Below are 25,818 nucleotides of genomic sequence, written 5' to 3' on the forward strand. Positions count from 1 at the left end.
ACAGAGCCAGCCTCAAAGTACGCTCATTTGCGGCGATGGGCGCCGGGTATAAACTGTGCGACAATCTGTGTATGCAAATCTCCGGCAACACTCGCAAACTGGTCACCCGACTCGATGACTCGGTCGACTATCATCTGCCCATCGGTGAACAGACGATCCCGCTCAATCCCCTGATCGGAGAGAATCTGTCGCTGGAATTTCTCGGCGAGATTCATTGCATCGAATGTGGCCGCAAGACCAGCAAAAGCTTCAACCAGGGATATTGTTATCCCTGCTTCCGTTCCCTGGCCCAGTGTGACAGTTGTATTGTCAAACCCGAGCAATGCCATTATTTCGAAGGGACCTGCCGCGAGCCGCAGTGGGGCGAGCAGCATTGCCTGCAGGACCATTATGTCTACCTGGCCAATTCGTCGGGGATCAAGGTCGGCATCACCCGGGGCAGCCAGATCCCGACGCGCTGGATGGATCAGGGCGCCAGTCAGGCGTTGCCGATCATGCGGGTCAAAAATCGCCTGCTCGCCGGTCTGGTGGAAGTGATCCTCAAACAGCATGTGGCGGACAAGACAGCCTGGCAACGGATGCTCAAGGGTGAACCCGAAGCGGTCGATCTGGCGGCGCGACGGGATGAACTGTTCGAACAGTGTGATCAGGAGCTGGCGCAGCTGGCTCAACAGCAGGAAGAGGGCAGTCTGAATCTGTTGACCGATGAGGCCGTGGTGGATATTCACTATCCGGTGCTCGCTTACCCGCAGAAGGTCACTTCCCTGAATTTCGACAAGACCCCGTTTGTTGAAGGGACACTGCAGGGGATCAAGGGGCAGTATCTGATTCTGAGCAGCGGCGTCTTGAACCTGCGCAAGTTTTCGGGGTATAAACTGCAGTTGACCTGCCCCTGAGCGGACTGCAATCGACCATCATGCACATCTGGCGACACTATAACTGGCATAAACCGGCAAGCGTTGTTCTGCTGCTGGTATTGCTGGGTCAATCCGCCCTGCTGTTGCATGAAATCGGCCACACGAATGCCGTTGCCGATACCGAGTGTCAGTTATGCCTGCATGCTCAGCCGAACCTCTCTCCCGATGAGTTACCGCTGGCTCCGACGGCTTACCTTGCCCGGATCAGCGTGGTTGATCTGCAGGTTGAGCAACCGGTTTATTTCTCCCCAATCTACGCCAATTCTTCCCGCGGCCCGCCGCGCGCCTGAACTCACTCTATCCTTATTAAACGCGATTCCTGAACGGGAATGGCAATGCTTTGATTATCCCGTGTTGGTATGCCGGCCGGTGGCCGAAAATCGTGAGCCATGCGATCACCCATGCGTGATCTGACGGGAATGAGTCAGGAGATAAAAATGTTCAGAACAACAGTACTGTTATTGAGTCTGGCAGGGCTGAGTGCGATGCCGGGGTTTTTATATGCACAGGGCATGGGGAAAATAGCCGGCAATGAGTTCAATCCCGCGGTCAGTCTGATCCTGGAGGGGCGCTATACCGATCTGGATAACAGCGAGCTCGAGTTGCCCGGTTTTCAACCCGGTGGCGAGGCCGGGTTGCCGGAAAAAGGTTTCTCGATGGGCCACAATGAGCTGGTTATATCCGCCAACGTGGATGACAAGTTCTATGGCCAGCTGACGGCACCGATACTTTACGAAAACAATGAAACAACGATCGAACTGGAAGAGGCTTTCATGGAAACCCTGGGGCTGGGGCATGGCGCGACGGTCCGGGGCGGCAAGTTTTATTCCGGTATCGGCTATCTCAATGCCGTCCACGATCATGCCCATGACTTTGCGGATCGCCCCCTGGTCTACGACGCGCTGGTGGGCGGGCACCTCAACGATACCGGCGTACAGCTGCGCTGGGTCGCGCCGACTGCGTGGTACCTGAACCTGGGTGCCGAAGTGACAACCGGCAGCGAGTTTCCCGGTGGCGAGAATGAGGATAATAACAACGGCATGGCCCTGTTTGCCAAAACCGGCGGCGATATCAGCGTCAGTGCCAGCTGGCAACTGGGTGTCAGTTACTACAGCACCGAATTCGCCAGCCGCGAGGCGGGCGGGCACGCTCACGGCGGTGAAACCGCGGAGGCAGACAACGAGTTGCTGGATGGCGAGGTGGATATGGCCGGGATCGATTTTGTCTACAAATGGGCACCCAACGGCAACTCACGGCAGACCAATTTCAAGTTCCAGGCCGAGTATTTCGTCCGCGATGAAGACGGCCATTCGGAATTTACCGAGGGAAGTGATTCCGCGACAGCTGATTATACGGGTGAGCAGACCGGCTTCTACATGCAGGGGGTTTATCAGTTTATGCCCGCCTGGCGCGTGGGGCTGCGTTACGATCGGCTCGAGGCCGACAACACGATTACCAACTTTTCCGGAACGAACATCGATCAGGAGGAGTATCTGGAGGAGTCCGGGCTGGGAAGCGAGGCAAAGGATCCCGAGCGCTACAGTGTGATGGTTGATTATTCCCCCAGTCATTTTAGTCTTTTGCGGCTGCAGTACAGTGAACTGGACAACGGACGTGAAAAAAATGACATGCTGATGCTGCAATACATCATGAGCCTGGGGGCTCACGGTGCTCACAGGTACTGAAAGGAGAGCATGATGAACAAACGCAACAGGTTGTTGTCTGTCCCGTTGTTCGCCCTGCTGTCTGTCATGGCCGGCCAGGGCGTGGCTAAGGTTGATATCCTGGCCTGCGAGCCGGAATGGGCGGCGCTGGCAGAGGAACTTGGCCGGGATCGCGTCAGCGTCGTCTCGGCGACCACGGCGTATCAGGATCCGCATCATATCGAGGCCCGGCCTTCACTGATCGCCCGGGCTAGAAACGCGGATCTGGTGACCTGTACCGGGGCGGAACTGGAAGTCGGCTGGTTACCGTTGCTGTTGCGCCAGTCCGGCAATACCCGTATCCAGCAGGGTAAGCCCGGTTATTTCCTGGCAAGCGAGCAGGTACCGCTGCTGGAGACCCTGGAGAAGGTTGATCGCAGCATGGGCGATATCCATGCGGCGGGGAATCCGCATGTTCATCTGGATCCCTACCGGTTGCTGGACATTGCCGAGGCGTTAACGCAGCGACTGAAGACGATCGATGAATCGAACAGGCAATATTATCAGGATAACTTCGATCGCTTCGCTGACCAGTGGCAAGCGGCAATCAAGGAGTGGGAGCGCAAAGCGGAAGAACTGCGGGGTAAAAAAGCGATCGTGCAACACCGTAGCTGGAGTTATCTGCTCACCTGGCTGGGCATCGACGTGCTGGCCGATCTCGAGCCCAGGCCGGGCCTGCCGCCAACCAGTGGACATCTGGCAAAATTGCTGGAAACGACGGAAAAGACCCCGCCGGATTTTATCCTGATCGCGTCATATCAAAACGATCGGGGCGCGCAATGGCTCGCCCGGCGCAGTGAGGCGCCGTTGGTAAGCCTGCCATATACCGTCGGCGGTAATGAACGGGCACAGGATCTGTTCAGCCTGTATAACAATACCCTCGAGCTGCTGCTGGCGGAGATTGAAGATGATTGAATCACTGACATTACAGGCCGGGATCATATTACCGGCCTTGCTGGCAGGCGTGTTGATCCTGAGTACTCATGTACCGCTGGGCAGGGAGGTGCTGCAGCGCGGTATCATCTTCCTGGATCTTGCTATTGCGCAAATGGCGGCGCTGGGGCTGATTCTGTCGAGTTATCTCGGATTGCAGGCCCACGGCGCTATACTTGACCAGCTGGTGGCGATGGCTGCCGCGGTTGTCGGTGCAAGCCTGCTGTATCGCGTACGCCATGCCCCGACGCGCATCCAGGAGGCGCTGATCGGGGTTCTGTTCATGCTGGCGGCGACCGGGAGCATCCTGCTTTTGTCCAAGGATCCCCATGGTGGCGAACGATTACGGGAGATGCTCGTCGGGCAAATTCTCTGGGTGGAATATACCGACCTGATTGTCACGGTGCTCATCTATCTTGTGGTATTGGCGTTGTGGTTTGGAATGCGAAAGAAGATCGGCGGTTATGCGTTCTATCCGTTGTTTGCCGTTACCATCACCCTGTCCACGCAGCTGGTGGGAATTTATCTGGTTTTCGCCAGTCTGATTATCCCGGCACTGGCAAGTCTGCATTCGACCAGGCCGTTAATTACCGCTTACAGCATCGGTCTGGCGGGTTATTTTTTCGGGTTGCTGTTTTCCGCCTTGTTTGATTTCCCTTCCGGGGCGATGATCACCTGGTGCCTGGCTGTTGTTGCAGGCGGGGTCGCCTGGATAAGCCGCGCAAAGGGGATGCATCGCCAGGTTGAGTGAAGGGGCCACAGGAATAAGTCAGTCACGGGCGTCGAGCGGGACAGGGGAGTTATCCGACGGGTATTGCAGTCAATAGAACACGGTTTGCCACGACAGGCAAGCGGGGTTTATTTCAAGGGCTCGTAGCTGAAGTTTTGCCCGCCCACCGAGGCCTCGTACATCAGTCCGCCTTTGGCCAGGGTAAAGACGGCCACGCCCTGTTCATAACCGGCGTCGGCGGAGGCCCCCTGTGTGGCGGCAACAGCCGACAGCTGGGCCGATAATTCCAGCCGGCCGGTTTTGAATCGTTCGAAAGCCGCCCTGTCAGCGAAGAAGATGATCTCGTGATAGGCCTGGCCACCCAGTTGCAGCCCGAGGGTGAGCTGGGTCAGAGAGGTCCGGGCGACCGGCTTGCCGTTTTGATAGACCAGTCCCTCACCATAGGCGCCACCGATCCCCATGCCGCCTTTTCCCACGGTCGGAAATACCGCATAGGCATACGCGTTATCAAAGAAACGCTGCATCCCCGGATCCCGGGCGCGAAATACCTTGACGGTCTCCGCGGCCTCCTGTTGCAGGCTGGCTTCGCCATCCGGGTCCCAGGTGGCACAGCTGGTGAGACCCGATAATAACAACACAGTAAGAACCAGATTAAGTGTGCGGGTCATGGGATGGCTCCCTTGCATGAAGCAGCTGTCTAGTTTACTCCATTTGTTGACGCTGATGAACTTCCTCAAGGGTTTGCCGGTAAGCTTCAAGGTGTTCATCGCCCAGGGCAATGGCGCGCCGGGCATGATGTTCGGCTCGGGGGATATTGCCTGCCTCTAAATAGAGGTGCGCCAGATTGTTGTGCGCCGGGGCATAATCGGGTTGGGCATCGAGCAATTGTTGCCAGGTGGCCATCGCCGCCGAGGTATTGCCCTGTGCATACTGACTGTTTCCCAGCCCCATCAACAGACGGGCATCGTCCGGCCACTGTTGCAGGCCGGCGCGGTATCCCGCTGCCGCTTCGGCGTGTCGGTTAACCTGTTCCATGGCGGACAGGGCGCGTAGATAACGCCAGTATTCCACCGTGGTCGGCAGTTGTCCGGGCTTGAGCGCCAGCATGGCCCAGCGATCGGCCCGCTGCCAGGTACGTTCGAACTGGGCCAGGGTATTAATGCGTCGTCGGTTAACACCTGAACGCAAGATAACCTCATCGGCATTCAGGTCATAACCGATCAGCACCGCATAATGCCAGCGGGGATACCAGTCCAGCGCCAGATTCTGGAATACCAGTACCGGATTGCCCGCCTCGACCTCGCGCAGCAGATCGTCCAGTTCGGGTTTCAGGAGATAAGGAATAAGCCCCAGCCGGCGGGTGTTGCTGAGCAGCTCAATCTGCAAGCTGCCTTTTTTACCGGGAATATAAAGTTTCGGGGTCAGTGCCTGCGGGGTGATATTGACGGCCTGCCAGTTGGCGAGCATCGCCAGTGAGGCGGGACCACATTGATAAGCTTCCTGGGGGTGAAACGGGACTTCGTTCAACTCTACCGCCGGACTGATATCCGCCGGCGGCGCATCGAGCAGGCGATCGCTTTGCGGCGTGCCGGCGCAACCGCCAAGCAGTAAACCCGTCAGGGTTAAAAGAAAAACCCCCGCAAGGCGGGGGCCGGTGTAACAGACAGTCATTAAAACGGATCTCAGATATTGTAGACGTTGGTCAGATTAAGCAGATCGGTAATCAGCAGAACGACCAGCACAAAGGCGAGCAGTCCCAGCGCGCTGGCACCGGCAGGCAGTTCTTCAAGCTGACTGGACAGGGTCTGAATTTCCTGTTCGGTCATTGCGTCAACCCGCTGTTCGGCTTCAAGCGGATCCACGCCCATATCGGCCAGTTGATTCTGGACTTCGTCGCGATTCAGCAGTTCCTTGACGTAATCCCGTTGTTGCTGAAGGTTATCACCCGCAAGGATATCATCGGTACCGAGCATGGCTGCGTAACCGGGAGCCGTGATCCCCAGTGACATCATGGTGGTAAGAATGATCAGACTAAAGACCTTACGAAATTTGCGTAACATATACATGGGACGACTCCTTGTTGTCCGATTAACTCATGAACAAGCTTAGTTCAGACAGGGAGAGATAGACAGCCGTTAAGCGTGAGATGTGAATTTAATCACGCCGCTTCTTACGTGCCCGGGGATGGGCCTGGTCATAGACTCTGGCAAGATGCTGGAAATCGAGATGGGTATAGATCTGGGTGGTGCTGATGTCCGCGTGGCCGAGCAGTTCCTGCACCGCGCGCAGATCGCCGCTCGATTCGAGCAGATGGCTGGCAAAAGAGTGACGCAGCATGTGGGGATGAACCGGGACATCAATTCCCTGGCGTTGTGCCCATTCGCGTAGCCGTTTTTGAATATTGCGTCCGGAGATTCGCCGCCCCTGGCGACTGACAAACAAAGCCGGTTCATCCTGTAAGGGGATTGCCTCGCGAACGACGAGCCAGGCCTGCAATGCCGCCAGCGCCTGGCGGCCAACGGGGACAATGCGGCTTTTGTTACCCTTGCCGTGCAGACTGACCTGCGCCTCGGCCAGATCCAGCTGGGATCGATCCAGTTGCACCAGTTCGGCCAGGCGCAGTCCGGATGAGTAAAACAGTTCCAGAATGGCGCGATCGCGGATGACCAGGGGATCCTTGCCCTGCAGATCCAGCAGCGCGGCGGTCTTGTCCACGTCCAGGGTGTGCGGCAGGTTGCGTTTGACCTTCGGCGCCTGAACGTCGCGGGCCGGGTTATGGTTGAGTCGGCCTGCGCGGATCAGAAAATCGAAAAACCCGCGCATGGACGACAGGGCCCGCTGCAGGCTGCGGGCACCCAGGCCGTTGCGATGGCGTTGTGCCACATACTGGCGAACATGCTGGCTGTCCAGCTGCGACCAGTCGGTCAGATCGTGCGCGTCGCAAAACCCGGTGAGCTGTTGCAGATCGCGCCGGTAGTTACTGAGAGTGTGGGGAGAAACCTGGCGTTCGTTTTGCAGCTTGGCCAGATAATCCTGCACGGCCTGCTGTGCGCCGGCGATCATGAGCCCAGATGGAGCTTCAGAATCCGGGTGAGCACGTGGCTCAGATGGGAGAGGAACAGGGTTCCCATGTTGGTGCGAAAACGTTGCGGATCCTGGCTGCCGATGGCGAGCAGGCCGATGCATTGCTTGCTGGATTCGCTTTCCACCAGCGGAATCAGGGCGGCGGAGCGTACCACCTCGGCATAATCGTTAAACAGGGCGTCGAGCTGGCCCGGTTTGAGCGGACCGCAGACTGGTTTGCGGCCGTCGATCACTTTTTCGAAGGCGCCGAGTGCCGGTTCGCTCCAATCCATGATATCGGGATGGGCCTTGAGGATCGGTGCCCCGGAATTGAACAGCCGAATCACGACCGCATCGGCCTCGAAATCGGACTTGAGGCGCTCCTGGATCAGTCCCAGCAGGCTGTCAAAGTCATCGGCATCCAGCAGATCCAGAATCAGCTTGTTCAGCCGGCTACTGAGATCCTCGTTTTGCCGGGCGTAATCGGTCAGTTCCTGAAGACGCTGCTTGAGTGCCTGCTTGTGATCGCGCAGCACCGAGACCTGACGCTCGATCAGGGAGACGGCACCCTGTGGCTGATGCGGCAGTACCATGTCGGCCAGCAGATCCAGATGGCGTTCGAAAAAGTCGGGATTGTCACGCAGGTAGCGCACTACCTCGCGCTCGAATGCCTTGTCCACAGCGAGCGGATTTTGCTGGCGGTTACTCATAACGTGCTCTTACCCCTGAACCTGGATGTTGCCTTCAAACACTGTCGTTGCCGGGCCGGTCATCAGTACGGGTGAATCCCCTCCCTGCCACTGGATTTGCAGCGTCCCGCCGGGCAGGGTGACCTCAACCTTATCACCAAGTCGGCCCTGTTGGCGACCCACAACCACCGCCGCACAGGCGCCGCTGCCGCAGGCCAGGGTCTCGCCGGCGCCGCGCTCGTAGACCCGCAGGCGGATATGACCGGCATCCAGGATCTGCATAAACCCGGCATTCACCCGCCGGGGAAAGCGGGGATGGGCTTCGATCAGGGGTCCGAGCCGTTCCACCGGGGCGGTATCGATATTGTCCACTTCCAGCACCGCGTGTGGGTTGCCCAGCGAAACGGCGCCCATGCCGAGGGTTTCATCCCCCACCTGCAGAGCGTAGCGCTCGGCGGGGGCGTCTGCTTCAAAGGGCACATCCGCCGGGGCAAAGTGCGGTACCCCCATATTCACGGTGACCTGCCCGTCGGGCTCGATCCGCAGGGTCATGCGTCCGGCGGCGGTGGCCACCGCAATGGTATCGCGATCGATCAGGCCCTTGTCGCGCACAAAGCGGGCAAAGCAGCGCGCGCCGTTGCCGCACTGCGCCACCTCGCCGCCGTCGGCGTTGAAGATCCGGTAGGTAAAATCGACGCCCGCCTCGCGCGGCGGTTCCACCAGCAACAGCTGATCGCAGCCGATACCAAAACGGCGATCGGCCAGCTGGCGGATCTGCTCGCGAGCCAGGTCAATCTTCTGGTTAATGGCGTCAATGACCACGAAGTCATTGCCCAGGCCGTGCATCTTGGTGAAGCGAAGTGACATCAGTCTTCCATCAGGGTTAAAAAGATATCAACGCAGAGGCGTTTATGCCCGCTGTTTGGGTGCAAAGACGCAGAGGACGCAAAGTAATATTAATGTAGCCCTTTGGTGTGAACCGTGTCTTTTGCCTTGCAGCTTTATAATGTCTATCCAGACTTATCGTTATTGTAACTAAAATGACAGAGTTAGGCCGGGGTTTAGCGCATCAGCTGCATATAGTCGCGGTAGATGCAGCGGTCCATGATCACGGTGAGGCCGGCGTCGCGGGCGCGTTGCGCCTCGGCTTCGTTGATCACGCCGTCCTGCAGCCAGATGGCCGGCAGTTTGCGTTCGATGCAGGCATCGATGATGGGCGCGATCTGATCCGGGGCGCGGAACACGTCCACCAGATCGATGGGGCCGGGAACGTCGGCGAGCTTCGCGTAGGCCGGCTCGCCGAGAATTTCGTCCACCGCCGGACGCACCGGGATAATGTGGTAACCAAACTGCTGCAGGGCGCTGGCCACCTGGTGGCTGGGGCGGTTGGGTTTGGGTGAAAGACCGACCACCGCAACGTGCCGGATCGCACCGAGCAGGGCACGGATTTCCTCAGGGCTGGGGTTGGTGAAAGCCATAATAATAAGTCTACTCGCCCAGGTGGCCCTGTACCACCAGATGCCGGTCGCTGACGCTGTTTACTTCGAGATAATCGAGTCCGGCCTGGTGTAATTGCTGGCGTACCTCTTCCGGCGTAAAGGCGGCGCACAACGATTGATAAAAATCGTGTTGCAGGATGGGCGGCTCGCCGGCGGCGTAGTGTTCCATCAGTTCCCGGGCCTCCCGGGCGCTGGCGGGACGTTGCAGGTCCATCACAAATACCGGGGTGCCGGGGCGGCCGTGCTGTTTGACGGCCTGCCAGAGCACCTGCGGTTCGTGCAGGTGATGCAGCAGACTGTTACTGATAATGACATCGTAGGCGGGCTGGGGAATGGTGTCCCGTGGCAGTCTGGCCTGATACAGGTGGATGCGTTCGGTGAGCTGCTCCTGCTTCAGGCGCTGGTGGCCCTCCCGCAACATCGCTTCGGCGCCGTCGACACCGTCAATATGGCAGTGCGGGTAGGCCCGCGCAAAGCGCACGCTGATATCGGCCGGCCCGCAACCCAGATCCAGGACATTGCCATGCAGGGTCGGGTTGGTAAAACGCTGCCTGAAACAGTCGATGAAGAACTGGTGCGGCGCGTCGAAGTCGGCCCAGGCATAGGCGCGGGCCTGCTCCGCCTCGTTCATCAGTTCCGGTTCGGGGATGCGCTCCATGGGTGAGGCGGCTCAGGGCAGAGTGGCTTCGCCGGCATACAGCCCGGCCAGCGACTCACGTTCGCGTACTACATGGATCTGATCGCCGTCGACCATGATCTCGGCGGCGCGCGGCCGGGTGTTGTAATTGGAACTCATGGAAAAACCGTAGGCGCCAGAGGAGCGCACCGCCAGCAAATCACCTTCGGCGACCGACAGGGCGCGATCCTTGCCGAGAAAGTCACCGGTCTCGCAAACCGGTCCGACCACGTCATAGTAACGGGGATCGCCGTGAGGTTCGGTGTTGACCGGGATGATCTCCTGCCAGGCGTTGTACAGGGCCGGGCGCATCAGATCGTTCATGGCCGCGTCGACAATGGCGAAGTTTTTGTCCGGGGTCGGCTTGAGGTATTCGATCTGCGTGACCAGGATACCGGCATTGCCGGCAATGGCCCGACCCGGTTCCAGCAGGATGGTTTGCGGCCGGTCGGCCAGCAGCTCGCGCAGGGCCGCGGCATAATCGCCCGGCTCCGGCGGCGTCTCCTCGTGATAACGGATCCCCAGGCCGCCGCCCAGATCCAGGTGTTCGATCGGAATACCGTCCTGCTCCAGCTGATCCACCAGCAACAGCACGCGACGCAGCGCATCCAGAAACGGTTCGGTCTCGGTCAGTTGCGAACCGATATGACAATCGATGCCGACGATGGTGATGTGCGCCAGATCGGCGGCCCGGGTATAGACGTCCTGCGCCTCATCGATGCCGATACCGAACTTGTTCTCTTTGAGGCCGGTCGAAATATAGGGATGGGTCCGGGCGTCCACATCCGGGTTGACCCGCAACGACACCGGTGCGCTGAGGTTCAGTTCGGCGGCGATCTGATTGAGCCGCCGCAGCTCGGATTCGGACTCCACGTTAAAACAGTGAATGCCCACTTCCAGGGCGCGGCGCATCTCGTCGGCCCGTTTGCCGACACCCGAGAAGACCACTTTGGCGGGATCGCCGCCGGCAGCCAGCACCCGTTCCAGCTCGCCCTGGGAGACGATGTCAAAACCGGAGCCCAGGCGTGCAAACAGGTTGAGCACCGCCAGATTGGCATTGGCCTTGACCGCGTAACAGATCAGGTGCGGATGATCGCCCAGCGCCTGATCGAAGGCCTGCCAGTGGCGCTCCAGCGTGGCGCGCGAATAGATATAACAGGGTGTGCCGTGTTGCCCGGCAATCGTGGCCACCGGCACCTGTTCGGCGTACAGCTCGCCGTTTTGATAATTGAAATGATCCATGCTCGCTCAGGAATCCTGTCGGGTTTGTTGTTGTTCGTCGGGCAGGTAGAGGGGCCCTTTCTTGCCGCAGCCGGAGAGCATGCTGCTGACGCCCAGGACAATAACCAGAAGGATAAACAGGGTTTGTGGCCAGCAGAAGCGCATGGGCGGACTCATTCATAGAAGGTTTGTGGCATTATACGCCGATGGCCGGGCCGATGTCAGAGGTCGTGGCCCCATCGACAGCCGGTAACGCATATGCTGACCAAGATCATTATTCTGGGAATCTCTCTGCTGGGGCTGGTGCTGCTGCTGGCCGGCGTCGCCCGGCTGTTTCGGCGCAAGGTGTTGCGCGGTGCCCTGGAGGGGCTTACCGGACTGGTGTTGATCTTTGCCGCCATCCTGAGCTGGTCGGTGGCGCTGAATCTGTATGGTTATCAGCGTCTCACCCAGGAGCAGCCGATTGCCACACTGCGTTTCGAGGCGCGCGGGCCACAGGCTTTTCGGGTCTATGTGATTTACCCCGATCAGATGTCGCAGAGTTTCGAGTTGCGCGGTGACGAATGGCAGATCGAGGCGCGGGTTTTGAAGTGGAGCGGGCTGGCGACGGTGCTGGGTCTGGATACCGCCTATCAGCTGGATCGCCTGACCGGCCGTTTCCGGAATCTGCAACAGGCCCGGGAGTTGCCGCATACCGTCTATAGTCTGTACCAGCCGCGCGGCATGGATATCTGGCAAGTGGCGCGCGAGTACCGCGGCTGGTTGCCGTGGGTCGATGCAATCTATGGCAGTGCCACCTACATGCCGATGGCGGATCGCGCCGAATACCGGGTCAGCCTGACCGCCAGCGGCCTGATCGCCCGGCCCGACAACGCCGTCGCCGAACAGGCGCTGCGCCGCTGGCGCTGAACAGGTGCGTTAACGTAAAAACATCACCACCAAGACACCAAGCCACCAAGGGAAATAATGTGGTGAATCGCAATTTCCCAAAATCGAAACAAAGAACTCTTTGTGTCTTGGCGTCTTGGTGGTGAGATTTTCGTCGAGCCGCCTGACGGACAGGAAGTGAAACCTTGCGTATACGAACCAACATCTTCATCTGGGTATTTTTCGCCACGGTGGTACCGCTGACCGGTCTGATGCTGGGCGCGACCTATTACAGCCAGAACGCCTATCAACAGGCGGTTTCCCATGATGTGTTGTCGAGCCTGGAGAGTATTTCGCGCGAGCTGGAGCGCCATCTGCGGGATAACCAGGAGCTGGTACAGGGGATGGCGCGGGCGCCGGCAGTGCAGGGGTTTGTTCCGGTACTGGCGGGGCAGGCCTCCGGCCGCTTGCCGGAGCACAGTGCCCGTTTACGTGCGCAGGTCAATCGCTATTTTGAAGGCTTTCAGACTATCTTGCCGGGGACCTTTTACCTGCGTCTGCTGGACGTCAAAGGCAACTCGCTGGTCAAGGTCAGTCACAATAACCGCAGCGATCCGACGTACGAAAGCCTCTCGGGGCTCGATTATGTCGAGCAGGAGATCGCTTCGGAAAAGTTTGTCACGCGATTGCGCGAACTGGCACCGGATCAGGCCCATGCGCTGGATCTGCCGCACAACCGGCTCAATGAGATGCTGGAATTTAACTTCACCTTGCTCGATTATGTGGTCCCGCTCTATCAGGACGATCAATGGGTGGGGGCGCTGGCCGTCACACTGGGTGGCCGGCATCTGGACAGGATTCTGGATAACGCCTCGCGCCTGTATCAGGGCGAATTGTTCGTGGTGGAAAACAATCCCGACAAGCCGCGGCGCCACGGCCGGATTTTGTATGACAAGAGCAGCGACATCCGTTTTGCCCAGATCCGGGCCGAGACAGTGTTTGCCGGCGACAAATACGATGATCAGATGTTGACCGAAGTGGTGGACAGTACCCGCGGCTTATATCGCAGTGAGGACGAACGATTCCACAACTATTATGTCGAGCTGACCCCCTATCCGGATCGGCTGATCAGCTGGGTATTGACCTCGCATATCGACTCCAGTGTCATTTTTTCCCCCTATTCCGTCATTCTGATCGGCATCGGGTTGTTCGGTATTGCTGCCCTGATTATCACGCTGTTGTTGAGCGACATCGGCGTGCGCAAGGTGGCGCAACCGGTCTGTCGACTGGCTGGCCGAATCAAGGCCTATGCCAATGGCGATCATACCCAGCGCGCCGAGGAGAAGCAGGCGATCGATGAAATCGGGGCGCTGGCCCAGGCTTTCAATTATCTGGCCGACACCCTGGATACCGCGCGCGAGCAGCGTGATCGCGCCGAACACATGATGTTGCAGAGTAACAAGCTGGCCAGTATCGGCCAGATGGCGGCGGGCATCGGTCATGAGATCAATAACCCACTCAACAATGTGCTCTCCTATACCAAATTATTGCAGCGTACGCTGCAAAAAGTGGAATACGATGAGCCTCAAACCCGTCAACGTGTACAGACGGATCTGGACGCCCTGCGCGACGAGGCCTTGAGAGCATCGGACATCGTGCGCGGGATTCTCAATTTCGCCCGCCAGGTACCGCCGCAATACAGTCATTTCGATGTTCAGCCCTGGCTGGAAAATACGCTGGCCCTGGTCAGACAGGCCGCCAGGGGACGGCATGTACAGCTGGATCTGCAGTGTGATTTTGCGGGCGAGCTGGAGGGCGACCGCAGTCAGCTACAGCAGGCGCTAATCAATCTGCTGTTGAATGCGATTCAGGCCAGTCCCCCGGATGGCCGGGTCCTGATTCGGTGTCAGCGTCAGGCGACGCGGTTGATACTGACCATTCGCGATGAGGGCGAGGGTATCGCGCCGGAGAAACTGGACAATATTTTTGATCCCTTCTTCAGCACCAAGGCTGAAGGCGAGGGCAGCGGACTGGGGTTGTCGATCAGCCTGGGGATTATCGAATTCCATAATGGTGCGCTGACGATCGAAAACAACCCCGACGGTGGTGTTACCGCCACAGTTGTACTACCGTTACAGGCCGACAGCGCGAACCAGGAACGAGTCGCCAATGACTAACCCGCCCGTCATACTGTTTGTCGACGATGATCCCAAAGCCGGTGAGCTGATGGCCCGCTTTACCGAGGAGGCGGATTTTGAATGCCGCGTCTACCAGGAACCGCTCGCCGCGCTGGAGTATTTCAAACAGCATCCGGTGCAGCTGATTGTCAGCGACCTGCGCATGCCCGATATGAGCGGCACCGAACTGTTGCAGGCGGTCCGCGAGCAGGACAGCCGTATTCCTTTTATTATTATCACCGGATACGCCAACGTGGATAATGCCATCGAGGCCATGCGTCACGGCGCCACCGACTTTATCAAAAAACCCTATGACATGGATGAGTTGCAGCTGCTGATCGAGCGCAATCTCAAGCTCGACGCCCTGCGCCAGGAAAACCGGCTGCTCAAGCGTCAGCTCAGCGACGAACGTAACCGTTTCGGCATGGTGGGACACGCCGGGCCGATCATGGAAATCTATAAAATCATCAGCAAAATCGCCGACATCCGCTGCAACGTGATTATCGAGGGCGAGTCGGGGACCGGCAAGGAGCTGGCGGCGCGGGCCATTCACTACCAGAGCGAATACGCCGATCAGCCGTTTGTGGTCATCGACTGCGGCGCGTTGACCGACACCCTGCTGGAAACCGAGTTGTTTGGCCACGAAAAGGGCGCCTTTACCGGCGCGCACCAGAGCAAACGCGGTTTGCTGGAGATGGCCTCGGGGGGGACGGTATTTCTGGATGAGATCGGCAACATTTCCGATGCCATGCAAATCAAGCTGATGCGCGCGATTCAGGAGCAGCAGATTACCCGGGTAGGCGGCCTGCAACCCACGCCTATCGATGTGCGCTTTATCGTGGCAACCAATCAGGATATTGACCAACTGGTCAGTGAGGGCCAGTTCCGCCACGATCTCTATCATCGCCTGAATGTGGTTAAATTCCGCATGCCGCCGTTACGTGAGCGGCGGGATGATATTCCGATTCTGGTACGCTACTTTATCGATCATTACGCCAGTCAGTATGGCCGCGAGGTCAGGGAGTTCGATCAGGAGTCGATGCACAAGCTGATGGAACATGATTGGCCCGGCAACGTCCGCGAACTGCAGAATCTGATCGAACGCACCATCGCGCTGGCCGATAGTCCGGTTTTGCATCTGGATGATATCGACACTATCCGCAGTGGCGGGGGGATCGACAGTGATCTGCCCAGTCTGGCCGAACTGGAGCAGCGTTACATCTACAAGATCCTGGACCGCTTCAGCGGCAGTCGCGAAAAAACCGCCGAAATCCTCGGCATCAACAAATCCACCCTGTGGCGAAAACTGCAAAGCTACAAGCAGGAAGAGGGGAGCGAGTAGTTCGAATCAATTTTTGGGTACTCTGGAAATTAACGCGGAGGTCGCGGAGGCGCAAAGATGTAATTTTTAATGTTGAATTTTAAATTTTGAATTGCAGCGTCTGCATTTAACTCAAAATTCAACATTAAAAGTTGCCTTACGTCCTCTGCGTCTCCGCGACCTCCGCGTTTTTTCCAGGGCATTGGATAAGAGGGCAGGGTGTATCCCGCGAGCCGATCCTATGAATTTTTTCAAGCTGCCACTGTCTTATTAACAAGCTTTGATCAATATTATCGGTTATGTCATTTCTTTCCAAATGGTTATGTTGCTTCGGTTTGCTGTTACTGCCGGCAAGCGTCGTCGGTGACGAGTTGCGCAACCAGTTGGCGGATCACGGCTCGGCCTATCTGGCCATGCACGGCGAGGATCCGGTGCACTGGCAGCAGTGGAATGCCGAGACCGTTGAGCGAGCCAGAAAGCAGAACAAGCTGTTGTATGTCTCCAGTGGCTATTTCGCCTGCCACTGGTGCCATGTCATGCAACGGGAAAGCTATCAAAACGCACAAATCGCCGGGGTTCTTAACCGTCACTTTATTCCGGTTAAAGTGGACCGTGAACTGAATCCGGCACTGGATAATCGCCTGCTCGATTTTGTCGAACGCACCCAGGGTTACAGCGGCTGGCCACTGAATGTCTTCATTACGCCGGAAGGCTATCCGCTGGTGGGAATGGTGTATCAGCCGCCGGAAGAGTTTCAGCAGATTCTGGCGCGGCTTCGGGAACAGTGGCAGTCGGACCCGGCCGAACTCAGGGGGCTGGCCCGGGGTACGACGGCGCAACTTAACGAGCGCTCACCCGTCACACAGGATGTCGAAGCGGGTGAATTACGCGAGAAGTTCCTCGAAGCCAGCCTCGGCCGGGCCGACGAACTGGAAGGCGGCTTTGGCGCCGAGAACAAGTTTCCCTCGGTACCGCAGCTGAATGCCTTGCTGACAATCTATCAGCAGGAGAAGCAGGAGAGGCTGGGGGATTTTCTGAATCTGACCCTGCAGGGCATGGCGAGCCAGGGATTGTATGATCACCTGGCGGGCGGTTTTTTCCGCTATACCGTCGATCCGGGCTGGCAGGAGCCGCATTTTGAAAAGATGCTGTACGACAATGCCCTGCTGGCTTCCCTCTATTTGCGTGCGGCCAGGGTGCTGGATGAGCCGGTATACCGCCGGACTGCCCTGGAGACGCTGGAGTTTATGCGCCGCGACTTCCAGCGCGAGAACGGCGGCTTGCTGTCGAGTTTCTCCGCCATCGACGACAAAGATATCGAGGGTGGCTATTACCTGTGGCGGGAAGCTGAAGTGAAAGCAGTCCTGAGCGAGACGGAGTTCGAGGTAGCGCGTCGTGTCTGGGATCTGGACGGCCCGCCGGAACTGGAGCATGGCCATCATCTGCGTATCGTCACCAGTGTGGAGGAGGCGGCCGAGACACTGGAAAAACCGAATGAACAGGTCGAACAGATCCTGGCACGCAGCCGTGCCAAACTGCTGCAGCAACGTCGCCAACGCACCCTGCCGGCCGATACCAAGCAGATTGCCGCCTGGAACGGCCTGGCGCTCTCTGCCTTGGTCGCCGGCGCGCGCGAGGACGCCGGATTGAAACAGGCCACGGTGGCGTTACAGGGCTTTATTCTCGATGAGCTGTGGGACGGTTCGCAGCTCAAGCGGGCTCACGGCGCGCAGCAACAACTGGGACATGTCGGACTCGAGGATTACGCCTATGTGGCGCGGGGCTTGCTGGATTATGCGCGTTATCGTAACGATGAGGCGACATTGAATGTCGCCAACGACATCATCCACCAGGCCTGGGAGGAGTTTTTCAGCCCTGAAGGCTGGTTGTTGCAACGCCGGCCCCTGCTCAAATATGGCGCGCGCCAGCCGGTCCTGGCCGATGGTCCCATGCCATCGCCTTCCGCGGTATTGATACAGGCCACCCGCGCACTGCTGGAGCAGCGTCCCGATCCGGCACTGGAAAAGTCGCTGCAATTGGCACTGGGATTGCGCGAGGCGCCCATGCTGGAATCGCCGTTCTGGTATGCCAGCCATAACATGTTGTCACGTTAAGCGGATCGCTATTTGGTGAAACGAGTGGGTCGGGCAGTGCAAAGCGCTTGACTGGATATAGCAAAGACGCGGGGCCGCTGTTCGAAAGTCCCGGATTGCTGTCAAGGACCGCGCGGGATACGGGCAGACCGCAACGCTGACTTGTCGAACTCCGTTTGGCAATCAACCGGCCGGTCATCTCGCCCGCAGATAACGCAGTATGAATAGAGTGCTTTGCTCGTTCAGGTTCCGGCGCGCTTGAGATGTGACTGCAACCATGGTTACAGCTGTTGTTCGAGCTCATGATGGAATTCGATACGCTCCAGCCCGTCTCGGGCAGCCGCCGGATCGTCCCGCCAAAAAGTAAATGTCATCGGTCTGACCGGGTGTCAGATAACAAGGCTCAACTCGTGACACTTCAATAACGATGATTTTGTACCCTCCCAGGCCTGTTTTGCACCCCGGCGGAATCTTCGTCTACTTTAGAAGCCACTCCAGTTACCAGCCGCTGGCGCAACCGGGCACAGGGCAGCCACCAGTGGATTCGGAGAAAGTGTGTAACCCGGTCAAGACGGTTGTATGGTGCAAACCGCAGAGCTCCGTTTTGCATTTCGCAGTCAATGTCGCATCAATCGGCGCTGGTGGCGATGTTTGTAATCCAGGTTGCGTTTTTCAGGAGGAAAATCCGGGTGTTATGGGGGGCCTTCCATTTGCTTCGTCAGGCCTGGAATTTGCATCACAGGTATTACTTCTGTGACTGGCCGGGCAGACAATGACAAAAACCGCCGGCAAATAATCACAACAGGTTGTCACGCCGCCAGCCATGGTTTGCCAGTGCTGTCGAGAGAGGGGTTTGCATAACAGGATAAATAAGGGGAGGCAGAATGAAAGCACGTATTCTTCTTTTAACATTGGGGATTGCCTGGTTGCAGCCGTTGTTCGCTGCCGAGACATTGATCATGACCGCACCGCCACGAGAATCCCAGGCTGCGGGAGAGGAACAGTATGCCGTAACAGCCGAGTATATCAGCGAGGTACTCGACCGACCGGTTGAATACGAGTATTCCAGGGACTGGTTGCATTACCAGCGTCATATCCGTAACGGGACCTACGATATCGTCTTCGATGGTCCGCACTTTGCCTCATGGCGAGTGGCGCACGTCGGCCACGAGATGCTGGTCAGACTGCCCGGTAACCTGCAGTTTCATCTGCTCACTGCGGCGGATAACCAGGCGATCGACTCACCCGAAGATATGATTGGTAAAACCTCCTGCGGGATCTCCCCGCCCAATCTCTCCACCCTGAGTGTTCTGGCCCGTTTCCGTAATCCCGTGCGTCAGCCGGTCGTGCATGGTGTCAAGGGTGGAATGGGGGCTGTTTACAAAGCGTTCAAAAAGAGGGAGTGTGACGCCTTTGTGGTACGTACTTCGTTCTACCAGAATGTCATGAACGAAGAAGATCGACAGGAACTGAAAATCGTTTACACCTCGGATGCCATGCCCAACCAGTCGATTTCTGCCAGTGATCGGCTGACCCCGGAAGAACGGGCCAAACTGCGCGACGCATTGCTGAGCGAGGCCGGTACCGAGGCGCTGAGGCCGGCATTGAATCGCTTTGCCAAAAAAGCCAAAGGCTTCATCGCTACAAATAATGACGAATTCGAAGGTTATAACACTCTGCTCGAAGGGGTGATTTTCGGCTGGTAAATTGTGCTGGGCGGAGCCCGGGTGACCTTCGCCGGATGAGAGACTGCTGGTGGGATCGGAAATTCAGTTCTATACTGATTTTCTATGAATCGTGCACGCGGCAGCGTTCTTCTTCCTTTTATCCTTGGCTATCGAGGTACGCTGCTGGGGCTTCTGGCCGTTACGCCGTTACTGGCCATTTTCTATCTACATTTCAATCAGGACCCCGCCCGGGTTTTCGAGCACCATACTTTTCATTTTACCGCGATTACCCTGGCAATCCTGCTTGGTCTGTTTATCGGTTATGTAACCTGGCGTTGCTACCTTGAATCGGGTGAACGTTTCCTGCTGTGGCTGGCACTGGGGTTTGTCGGTTTTAGTGTGGTTTACGCGCCACATGGATTATTGACACCTCTGGCGCCCCACAATCCATGGTTGTTTCTGCTGTATGGCCCGGCCTCCCGGCTGGTGATGGCGGTCTGCTTTTTGCTGGCCGTGCTGCAGTATCAGGCGCCGGCCGATACGCCGGGGCACCGTTTAGGCATTGGTGGTTGGCTTCTGGCGTTGGGAATCTTTGTATTGATCGATGCATTGGTCGCGGTCTGGGCCTATTCCCCCTGGAACTCGAGTTTTGTGCTGCGTGTCGGCATGGAGTCGGCCTCGATTTTGTTGTTAGGGATCACCCTGGGCTGGATGTTTTTGCGTCGCGCCATGAACCCGTTGATGATTATTTATGCCCTGTCGCTGGCATGGTTTGGGCAGTCTTCCTTTGCTTTTACTATCGGCTCACCCTGGAACCATCAATGGTGGCTGGCACATCTGATTTTTGCCGGCGGTTTTCTGCTGCTGAGTTTTGGTGTTGTGCAGGCCTATTTGTCCACGTACTCCTTTGCCCGGGTCTACAGCCAGAGCGAACTGATGGCACGGTTGCGGCAGGAGAAACAGCGCGCCGAGCAGGCGCTGGTCGAACTGCAGCATGCAAACCAGGATCTGGAGCGTCTGGCGTCAACCGATTCCCTGACCGGGGCGGCCAATCGTCGGGCATTGATGGCTCGGGCGGAACAGGAAATTGCCCGGGCCGAACGGTATAAACTTCCCTTGTCGTTAATCCTGCTGGATCTGGATCACTTCAAGGAAATCAATGATCGCTACGGCCATCCAACCGGGGACAGTGTACTCAAGGCATTCGTGGCGAAGGTACAGTCCATGTTGCGCCCCAGTGATCTGCTGGGCCGGCTGGGCGGTGAAGAGTTTGCCATATTGCTTCCCGAAACCGGCATTGAAGAGGCAAGCCAGGTGGCAGAACGGCTGCAGCAGTCGATGGCCGGGAAACCAATGGAGATCGATAACAAAGCCATACCTCTTACCTTGAGTGCAGGTGTTGTGGAGTTTCCATTACAGCAAGGGAGCGGGATCAGCGAGGCCTTCAGTCTTGCCGATAAACAGCTCTACCGGGCCAAAAATGCCGGACGTAACCGGGTGGCATCAGGATGAAGCGTTATCTTAGCCTGATCCTGGTACTGGTTGTCGTGCTTGTGTTGTTGCTGACAGGCGGGTGGTGGCTTAATGAAACCGGCTTCACGCGCAGCCAGGAGATTCGGGTCGGCCTGTATGACAACCGGCCCAAAGTCTATCGTGATACGCAGGGTCAGCCCGCCGGCTTGTTTGTTGAGTTGTTGCAGGGCATAGCCAGGCGGGAAGGCTGGCAGTTACACTTTGTCGACTGTAAATGGCACGATTGTCTGAAGCGACTGGAGAGCGGGGATATCGATCTGATGCCGGATGTGGCGCTGAACGAAGCTCGCGATCTGCGTTTCGACTTTCACCGCATTCCGGTTACACATAGCTGGTCGGAGATATGGAGCCAGTCTGGTCTCAGACTGCTGGCGCTGCCGCACCTCGATGGACGACGTATCGCGGTACTGCGCGGGGCAGTGCAGCAGCGGGCGTTAAAAAAGATGATGGCCGGCTATGACCTGGAGTATACCCCGGTGCTGGTCGACAGTCTGGCCGAGGGTTTTGAAGCAGTGGCCGAGGGTCGGGCGGATGTCGTGGTCAGTAACAGTTATTTTGCCGGCATCAACGGTCCCCGTTACAAGTTGCAGGAAACGCCGATCGTTTTTGATCCCGCAAGTTTGTACTATGCCACGCCCGAGGGGAAAAACAGTGCATTGCTTGAGCAAATCGATTTTTATCTGGAACGCTGGCGCCAGGACAAGGAGTCCCTCTATTTTACCGCGCTCAAAAACGCGATGGTGCGCTCACATGAAACCCTGATGCCCGAATCAGTGCGTTGGATACTGGGGCTTGTTATTACCCTTGTCCTGTTGTTGTTGATTATGAGCACATTGATGCGTCGCGAGGTACGTCGGCGTACGACTGAGCTGGATATGACGAATCGTCGATTCGATCACCTGCTACGCACCAGTCCGGTCGTGCTCTACCAGCTCCAGGTCAGTGAGGCCGGCATCGTCAAGCCACTGTGGATCAGCGAAAATCTGCCGCGCCTGTTTGGTTATAAACCGCTGGATGTTTTTCAACCCAACTGGTGGCAACAAACCATACACCCGGACGATCTTGATGCGGCGCGTAACGGGCTGATCCAGGTACAATATAATGGCCATATGGTGCATGAATACCGCATTTTCGACGCCGGTGGGCAATTACGGTATATCCGCGATGAAATGCAATATCTGCCAGACAAGAACCGGCAACAGGGTGAAATTGTTGGTTCCTGGAGTGATTTGACCGAGTCACACGAGCAGGCCGCCAGCCTGCGCTACCTGGCCAATTACGACTCACTTACCGGGCTACCCAATCGCACATTGCTGTATGAGCGGTTAAGCGAGACTCTTCAGCGGTCTTATGAACCCAAACACCATGCTGCGGTGCTGTATATTGATCTGGACAGTTTCAAAAATATTAATGAAACGATGGGTTTTTCTTTTGGTGATGAACTGTTGATCCTGGCCAGCGAGCGGATGAAAAATATGTTGCGCCCCGGCGATACACTGGCACGAACCGGCAGCGATGAATTCATTATGGTGGTCGAAAATGCCAGTGCCGAACTGGCAGCAGAAACCGCGCATCATTTATTACAACGCTTCTCTGTCCCGCTGGTAGTGGATGACGACGAGCTGGTAGTGACCCTGAGTATTGGTATCAGTCTGTACCCCGATGACGGCGGGGATCACGAAACCCTGTTGCGCCATGCCGAAATTGCGCTCAACGCGGCCAAAAACGAGGGGCGCAACAGTCTTTATTTCTTCTCTTCTTCCCTTTCGGAAGGTATTCGGGAACGTCTGTTACTGGAAAATGACCTGCGCCACGCGGTCGAACGGAATCAGCTGGTCCTCCATTACCAACCACAGATCGATCTGCACAGCGGCAGACTCGTCGGTGTTGAGGCGTTGCTACGCTGGGAGCATCACCAGCTGGGCATTTTGTCACCGGATCGGTTCATCCCGCTGGCCGAGCAGACCGGTATTATTGGTGAAGTCGGCTCCTGGGTACTGCAAGAAGCCTGTCGGCAGATAATACAATGGGATCGCGAGGATTGTTATATCCCGCGGGTAGGGGTCAATCTCGCCGTACAACAGATCGAAAGTGGGCTGCTGGTCCGTCAGGTTAAAGCCGCCATGCAGCAAGCCGGAATACAGGGTGAAAGACTGGAACTGGAGGTAACCGAGTCGACCATCATGCGGGAACCGGACAAAGCCACCGAAGCGATGAAGGCATTTCGCAACCTGGGTATCAAGCTCACTATCGATGACTTTGGCACCGGCTATTCCAGCCTGGCCTATTTAAAACGGCTGCCGCTGGATCGGCTCAAGATTGATCGCTCATTCGTGATGGATATCGGCGCGCATAGCGGTAACGAGGCGATCTGTCGCACTATCATCAACCTGGCTCGTAGTCTGGGTCTGGAGACCGTCGCCGAAGGGGTCGAGGAACAGCACCACGCCGATTTCCTGCAGCGCGAAGGCTGCGACATCGCCCAGGGTTATTTCTACAGCAAACCCCTGCCACCGGATGAGCTGGCCGAGCAATGCAAGGCTTGGGTGAAAAGTTCTGAGTGCTGAGTCCTGAGTCCTGAGTTCTTGGTACTTGGTGTCGTAGGTCAGGTTGCGCGAGAGCGCTACCTGACGTCCTCTCGCCAGCAGAACCTGCACAACCACCGCTGATTTTTACCACGAAGACACGAAGTCTCGAAGTGTATTAATATTTTTCTTCGTGTCTTCGTGGTAATACAAAGTAGTCGGATCTCAGAACTTAGAACTTAGAACTCAGAACTCAGATCGGTAGGCCCGATATAGCAAAGCGGTATCGGGCATTTCCCCGGGTTGCCGGACACCGCGGAGTTTGTGCCCGAAGGTGCTATGTCCGGCCTACCTACTCAGCACTCAGAACTATTCTTAAGCCACCCGGTGTTTCTGCCCGTCAAGGTAATGCCAATCCAGCGGCGAACCATCACGCTTGAAGTAATAGACGATCGGCATGGCGGTCGGTATCTCAAAGCGTTCGACCTATTCCTCGCTCATGTTCGCCAGTGCCATGATCAGCGCACGCAGGGTATTGCCGTGGGCGCTGATCAGCAGCCGTTCACCACGGCGAATGCGTGGTTCGATCTCCGATTGCCAGTAGCGCATCACCCGTGCGCGGGTCTCGGCCAGGTTCTCCACATCCGGCAGAGCGGGCGGGTCGATATCGTGGCACAGGGGATCGTGGCAGCTGTGACGGGGATCGTCTCGCGTTAATGCCCCGGCGCGATCGTGATAACCCCGGCGCCAGCGCCAGACCTGTGCTTCGCCGTGGTGTTTGATCGCCTCACCCTTGTCCAGTCCGGTCAGGGTACCGTAATGGCGCTCGTTCAGCTGCCAGGCCTGTTCGCGCGGAATCTCATTCTGACCCAGCTCTTCGAGCAGGCTATCCAGCGTGGTCACCGCCCGCCGCAGGCGAGAGCTGTATGCGGCATCGAAGACGTATCCCTGCTCGTGCAGGCGGTGGCCGGCGGCATGGGCCTTGGCAATCCCGGCGTCGGTCAGTGGGGGATCGGCCCAGCCGGTGAAGCGGTTCTCCCGGTTCCACTGGCTCTGGGCGTGGCGAATCAGCACCACCGGCACGCGGCCGGTCCTCTGATGGGTGGTTTGGTTGGTATTCGTGTTCATAGCTGCAACATAGGCTCCTCTGCTTTATTTTCAAAATCGTTTGTTTATACTGTAATCATCGGTATTACCTATTACAGGGGCGCCCCGAAAAACCGTGAATCTCAGAGACCTGCAGTACATCATTGCCGTGGCCGAAACCCGCCACTTCGGCAAGGCGGCCGGGCGCTGCTTCGTCAGCCAGCCGACCCTGAGCGGGCAGATCAAAAAGCTCGAGGAGTCGCTGGGGGTGGCGATCTTCGAGCGCACCAACCGCTCGGTGGAGGTGACCCCCATCGGCGAGGAAATTCTGCGTCATGCCCGGCTGATGATGGAGCAGATGAACGCCATCGAGCAGCTGGCGCAGGCTCACCAGGATCCGCTGGCCGGCCCCCTGCGCCTGGGTGCCATTCCCACCATCAGTCCCTATCTGATGCCGCTGATCCTGATGCCCCTCAAGCAGCAGTATCCGCAGCTCAAGCTGGTTCTCTCCGAGGAGATGACCGACACCCTGATCCGGCGCCTGCAATACCATGAGATCGACGCCGCCCTGCTGGCCACCCCGGTGGACGAACCCGAGCTGGCGCAGATGCCGTTATATGACGAGCCGTTCTGGCTGGCCCATCCGCGCGATCACGCTTTTTATAATAAGGAGACCATCACCCGCGAGGATCTGGAAAACACGGAGCTGCTGTTGCTAGCCGAAGGCCACTGCCTGGCCAAACAGGCGATGGAGGTGTGCCGGTTAAAGGAGCGCAGTGAACGCGGCGAGATGGCCGATCTGCGTGCCGCCAGCCTGGAAACCCTGCTGCAACTGGTTGGTGCCGGTTTTGGTTCCACCCTGGTGCCGGCGCTGGCCATGCGCGGCAGCTGGATCACCGGCAGCGGCATCGTCACCCGCCAGCTCGATCTGCCCGACGCCTACCGCCGCGTGTCACTGGTCTACCGCGCCAGCTACCCGCGTATGGAAGCCCTGCATACCCTGGCCAAGGTCATTCTCCAGCAGTTGCCCAACACGGTCACCCCGTTATCCTCATAAGTCTGTGATAGCGGGCGTCGACAGTGAACCACCTTGTCCCTGTACGAAGGCTTTAAAAAGG

Annotated in this window: 24 protein-coding genes; 13 read left to right on the forward strand and 11 right to left on the reverse strand. The window is 57.6% G+C overall.

Going from position 1 to position 25,818, the window contains the following annotated elements; genetic code table 11:
* Window positions 1-71 precede the first annotated feature (71 nt).
* From EDC23_RS01655 to EDC23_RS01675, 5 genes are all read left to right on the forward strand, one after another.
* Window positions 72-896, forward strand: a complete 825-nt coding sequence (locus EDC23_RS01655) for a DUF2797 domain-containing protein (RefSeq protein ID WP_134080532.1) — start codon at window positions 72-74, stop codon at window positions 894-896.
* 20 nt (window positions 897-916) lie between these two features.
* Entirely contained in the window at window positions 917-1,207 is a 291-nt protein-coding gene (locus EDC23_RS01660) for a hypothetical protein (RefSeq protein ID WP_134080533.1), read from the forward strand.
* A gap of 147 nt (window positions 1,208-1,354) precedes the next feature.
* On the forward strand, window positions 1,355-2,602 hold the full coding sequence (locus tag EDC23_RS01665; RefSeq protein WP_134080534.1) for a porin family protein: 1,248 nt from the start codon (window positions 1,355-1,357) through the stop codon (window positions 2,600-2,602).
* Window positions 2,603-2,614: 12 nt separating this feature from the next.
* Window positions 2,615-3,535, forward strand: coding sequence for a metal ABC transporter substrate-binding protein (locus tag EDC23_RS01670; RefSeq protein ID WP_166668743.1), 921 nt, complete (start codon window positions 2,615-2,617; stop codon window positions 3,533-3,535).
* Window positions 3,528-4,304, forward strand: coding sequence for a metal ABC transporter permease (locus tag EDC23_RS01675; RefSeq protein WP_134080535.1), 777 nt, complete (start codon window positions 3,528-3,530; stop codon window positions 4,302-4,304). The genes EDC23_RS01670 and EDC23_RS01675 overlap by 8 nt, the downstream gene beginning before the upstream one ends.
* A gap of 107 nt (window positions 4,305-4,411) precedes the next feature.
* Here EDC23_RS01675 and EDC23_RS01680 read toward each other — a convergent pair whose 3' ends face one another.
* The 10 genes from EDC23_RS01680 to lptM form a co-directional block, all read right to left on the reverse strand.
* Window positions 4,412-4,951: a YSC84-related protein gene (locus EDC23_RS01680; protein ID WP_134080536.1), complete on the reverse strand. Its 540-nt coding sequence runs from the start codon at window positions 4,949-4,951 to the stop codon at window positions 4,412-4,414.
* 34 nt (window positions 4,952-4,985) lie between these two features.
* Window positions 4,986-5,954, reverse strand: coding sequence for a PA2778 family cysteine peptidase (locus EDC23_RS01685; RefSeq protein ID WP_134080537.1), 969 nt, complete (start codon window positions 5,952-5,954; stop codon window positions 4,986-4,988).
* Between the two features lie 11 nt (window positions 5,955-5,965).
* Entirely contained in the window at window positions 5,966-6,349 is a 384-nt protein-coding gene (locus EDC23_RS01690; RefSeq protein WP_134080538.1) for a PA2779 family protein, read from the reverse strand.
* Between the two features lie 88 nt (window positions 6,350-6,437).
* Complete coding sequence (xerC, locus tag EDC23_RS01695) at window positions 6,438-7,346, reverse strand: tyrosine recombinase XerC (RefSeq protein ID WP_134080539.1); 909 nt, start codon at window positions 7,344-7,346, stop codon at window positions 6,438-6,440.
* On the reverse strand, window positions 7,343-8,056 hold the full coding sequence (locus EDC23_RS01700) for a DUF484 family protein (protein ID WP_134080540.1): 714 nt from the start codon (window positions 8,054-8,056) through the stop codon (window positions 7,343-7,345). The genes xerC and EDC23_RS01700 overlap by 4 nt, the downstream gene beginning before the upstream one ends.
* Before the next feature lie 9 nt (window positions 8,057-8,065).
* Window positions 8,066-8,902 carry a diaminopimelate epimerase gene (gene dapF, locus EDC23_RS01705; protein WP_134080541.1) on the reverse strand — a complete coding sequence of 279 codons (837 nt, stop codon included), beginning with the start codon at window positions 8,900-8,902 and terminating at the stop codon, window positions 8,066-8,068.
* A gap of 194 nt (window positions 8,903-9,096) precedes the next feature.
* Window positions 9,097-9,513: a CoA-binding protein gene (locus EDC23_RS01710; protein WP_134080542.1), complete on the reverse strand. Its 417-nt coding sequence runs from the start codon at window positions 9,511-9,513 to the stop codon at window positions 9,097-9,099.
* A gap of 10 nt (window positions 9,514-9,523) precedes the next feature.
* Window positions 9,524-10,192: a class I SAM-dependent methyltransferase gene (locus EDC23_RS01715; RefSeq protein ID WP_134080543.1), complete on the reverse strand. Its 669-nt coding sequence runs from the start codon at window positions 10,190-10,192 to the stop codon at window positions 9,524-9,526.
* Window positions 10,193-10,204: 12 nt separating this feature from the next.
* Window positions 10,205-11,452: a diaminopimelate decarboxylase gene (lysA, locus tag EDC23_RS01720; protein ID WP_134080544.1), complete on the reverse strand. Its 1,248-nt coding sequence runs from the start codon at window positions 11,450-11,452 to the stop codon at window positions 10,205-10,207.
* Between the two features lie 6 nt (window positions 11,453-11,458).
* On the reverse strand, window positions 11,459-11,596 hold the full coding sequence (gene lptM, locus EDC23_RS01725) for an LPS translocon maturation chaperone LptM (RefSeq protein WP_134080545.1): 138 nt from the start codon (window positions 11,594-11,596) through the stop codon (window positions 11,459-11,461).
* A 93-nt stretch (window positions 11,597-11,689) separates the two neighbouring features.
* On the opposite strand from lptM, the gene EDC23_RS01730 reads away from it, so the two are divergent.
* The 7 genes from EDC23_RS01730 to EDC23_RS01760 all read left to right on the forward strand — a co-directional run bounded on the left by EDC23_RS01730 (window position 11,690) and on the right by EDC23_RS01760 (window position 23,656).
* Window positions 11,690-12,340, forward strand: a complete 651-nt coding sequence (locus tag EDC23_RS01730) for a hypothetical protein (protein ID WP_134080546.1) — start codon at window positions 11,690-11,692, stop codon at window positions 12,338-12,340.
* A gap of 164 nt (window positions 12,341-12,504) precedes the next feature.
* A complete protein-coding gene (locus tag EDC23_RS01735; protein WP_134080547.1) occupies window positions 12,505-14,475 on the forward strand; it encodes a sensor histidine kinase in 1,971 nt (656 codons plus the stop codon).
* On the forward strand, window positions 14,468-15,817 hold the full coding sequence (locus tag EDC23_RS01740) for a sigma-54-dependent transcriptional regulator (RefSeq protein WP_134080548.1): 1,350 nt from the start codon (window positions 14,468-14,470) through the stop codon (window positions 15,815-15,817). Before EDC23_RS01735 ends, EDC23_RS01740 begins: the two co-directional genes overlap by 8 nt.
* 278 nt (window positions 15,818-16,095) lie before the next feature.
* Window positions 16,096-17,910, forward strand: coding sequence for a thioredoxin domain-containing protein (locus EDC23_RS01745; protein WP_134080549.1), 1,815 nt, complete (start codon window positions 16,096-16,098; stop codon window positions 17,908-17,910).
* Between the two features lie 863 nt (window positions 17,911-18,773).
* The gene (locus EDC23_RS01750) at window positions 18,774-19,595 is read left to right on the forward strand and encodes a phosphate/phosphite/phosphonate ABC transporter substrate-binding protein (RefSeq protein WP_134080550.1); all 822 of its coding nucleotides are present in this window, start codon (window positions 18,774-18,776) and stop codon (window positions 19,593-19,595) included.
* A gap of 84 nt (window positions 19,596-19,679) precedes the next feature.
* Window positions 19,680-21,068: a sensor domain-containing diguanylate cyclase gene (locus EDC23_RS01755; protein ID WP_134080551.1), complete on the forward strand. Its 1,389-nt coding sequence runs from the start codon at window positions 19,680-19,682 to the stop codon at window positions 21,066-21,068.
* The gene (locus EDC23_RS01760) at window positions 21,065-23,656 is read left to right on the forward strand and encodes an EAL domain-containing protein (RefSeq protein ID WP_134080552.1); all 2,592 of its coding nucleotides are present in this window, start codon (window positions 21,065-21,067) and stop codon (window positions 23,654-23,656) included. The genes EDC23_RS01755 and EDC23_RS01760 overlap by 4 nt, the downstream gene beginning before the upstream one ends.
* Before the next feature lie 444 nt (window positions 23,657-24,100).
* On the opposite strand, the gene EDC23_RS01765 is transcribed toward EDC23_RS01760, so the two are convergent.
* Window positions 24,101-24,742, reverse strand: a complete 642-nt coding sequence (locus tag EDC23_RS01765) for a 2,3-bisphosphoglycerate-dependent phosphoglycerate mutase (RefSeq protein WP_134080553.1) — start codon at window positions 24,740-24,742, stop codon at window positions 24,101-24,103.
* Window positions 24,743-24,836: 94 nt separating this feature from the next.
* On the opposite strand from EDC23_RS01765, the gene EDC23_RS01770 reads away from it, so the two are divergent.
* On the forward strand, window positions 24,837-25,757 hold the full coding sequence (locus EDC23_RS01770) for a hydrogen peroxide-inducible genes activator (protein ID WP_134080554.1): 921 nt from the start codon (window positions 24,837-24,839) through the stop codon (window positions 25,755-25,757).
* Window positions 25,758-25,818: the final 61 nt, after the last annotated feature.

It is taken from the genome of Thiohalophilus thiocyanatoxydans, from assembly GCF_004366735.1.
In the GTDB taxonomy this organism is placed as follows: Bacteria; Pseudomonadota; Gammaproteobacteria; order UBA6429; family Thiohalophilaceae; genus Thiohalophilus; species Thiohalophilus thiocyanatoxydans.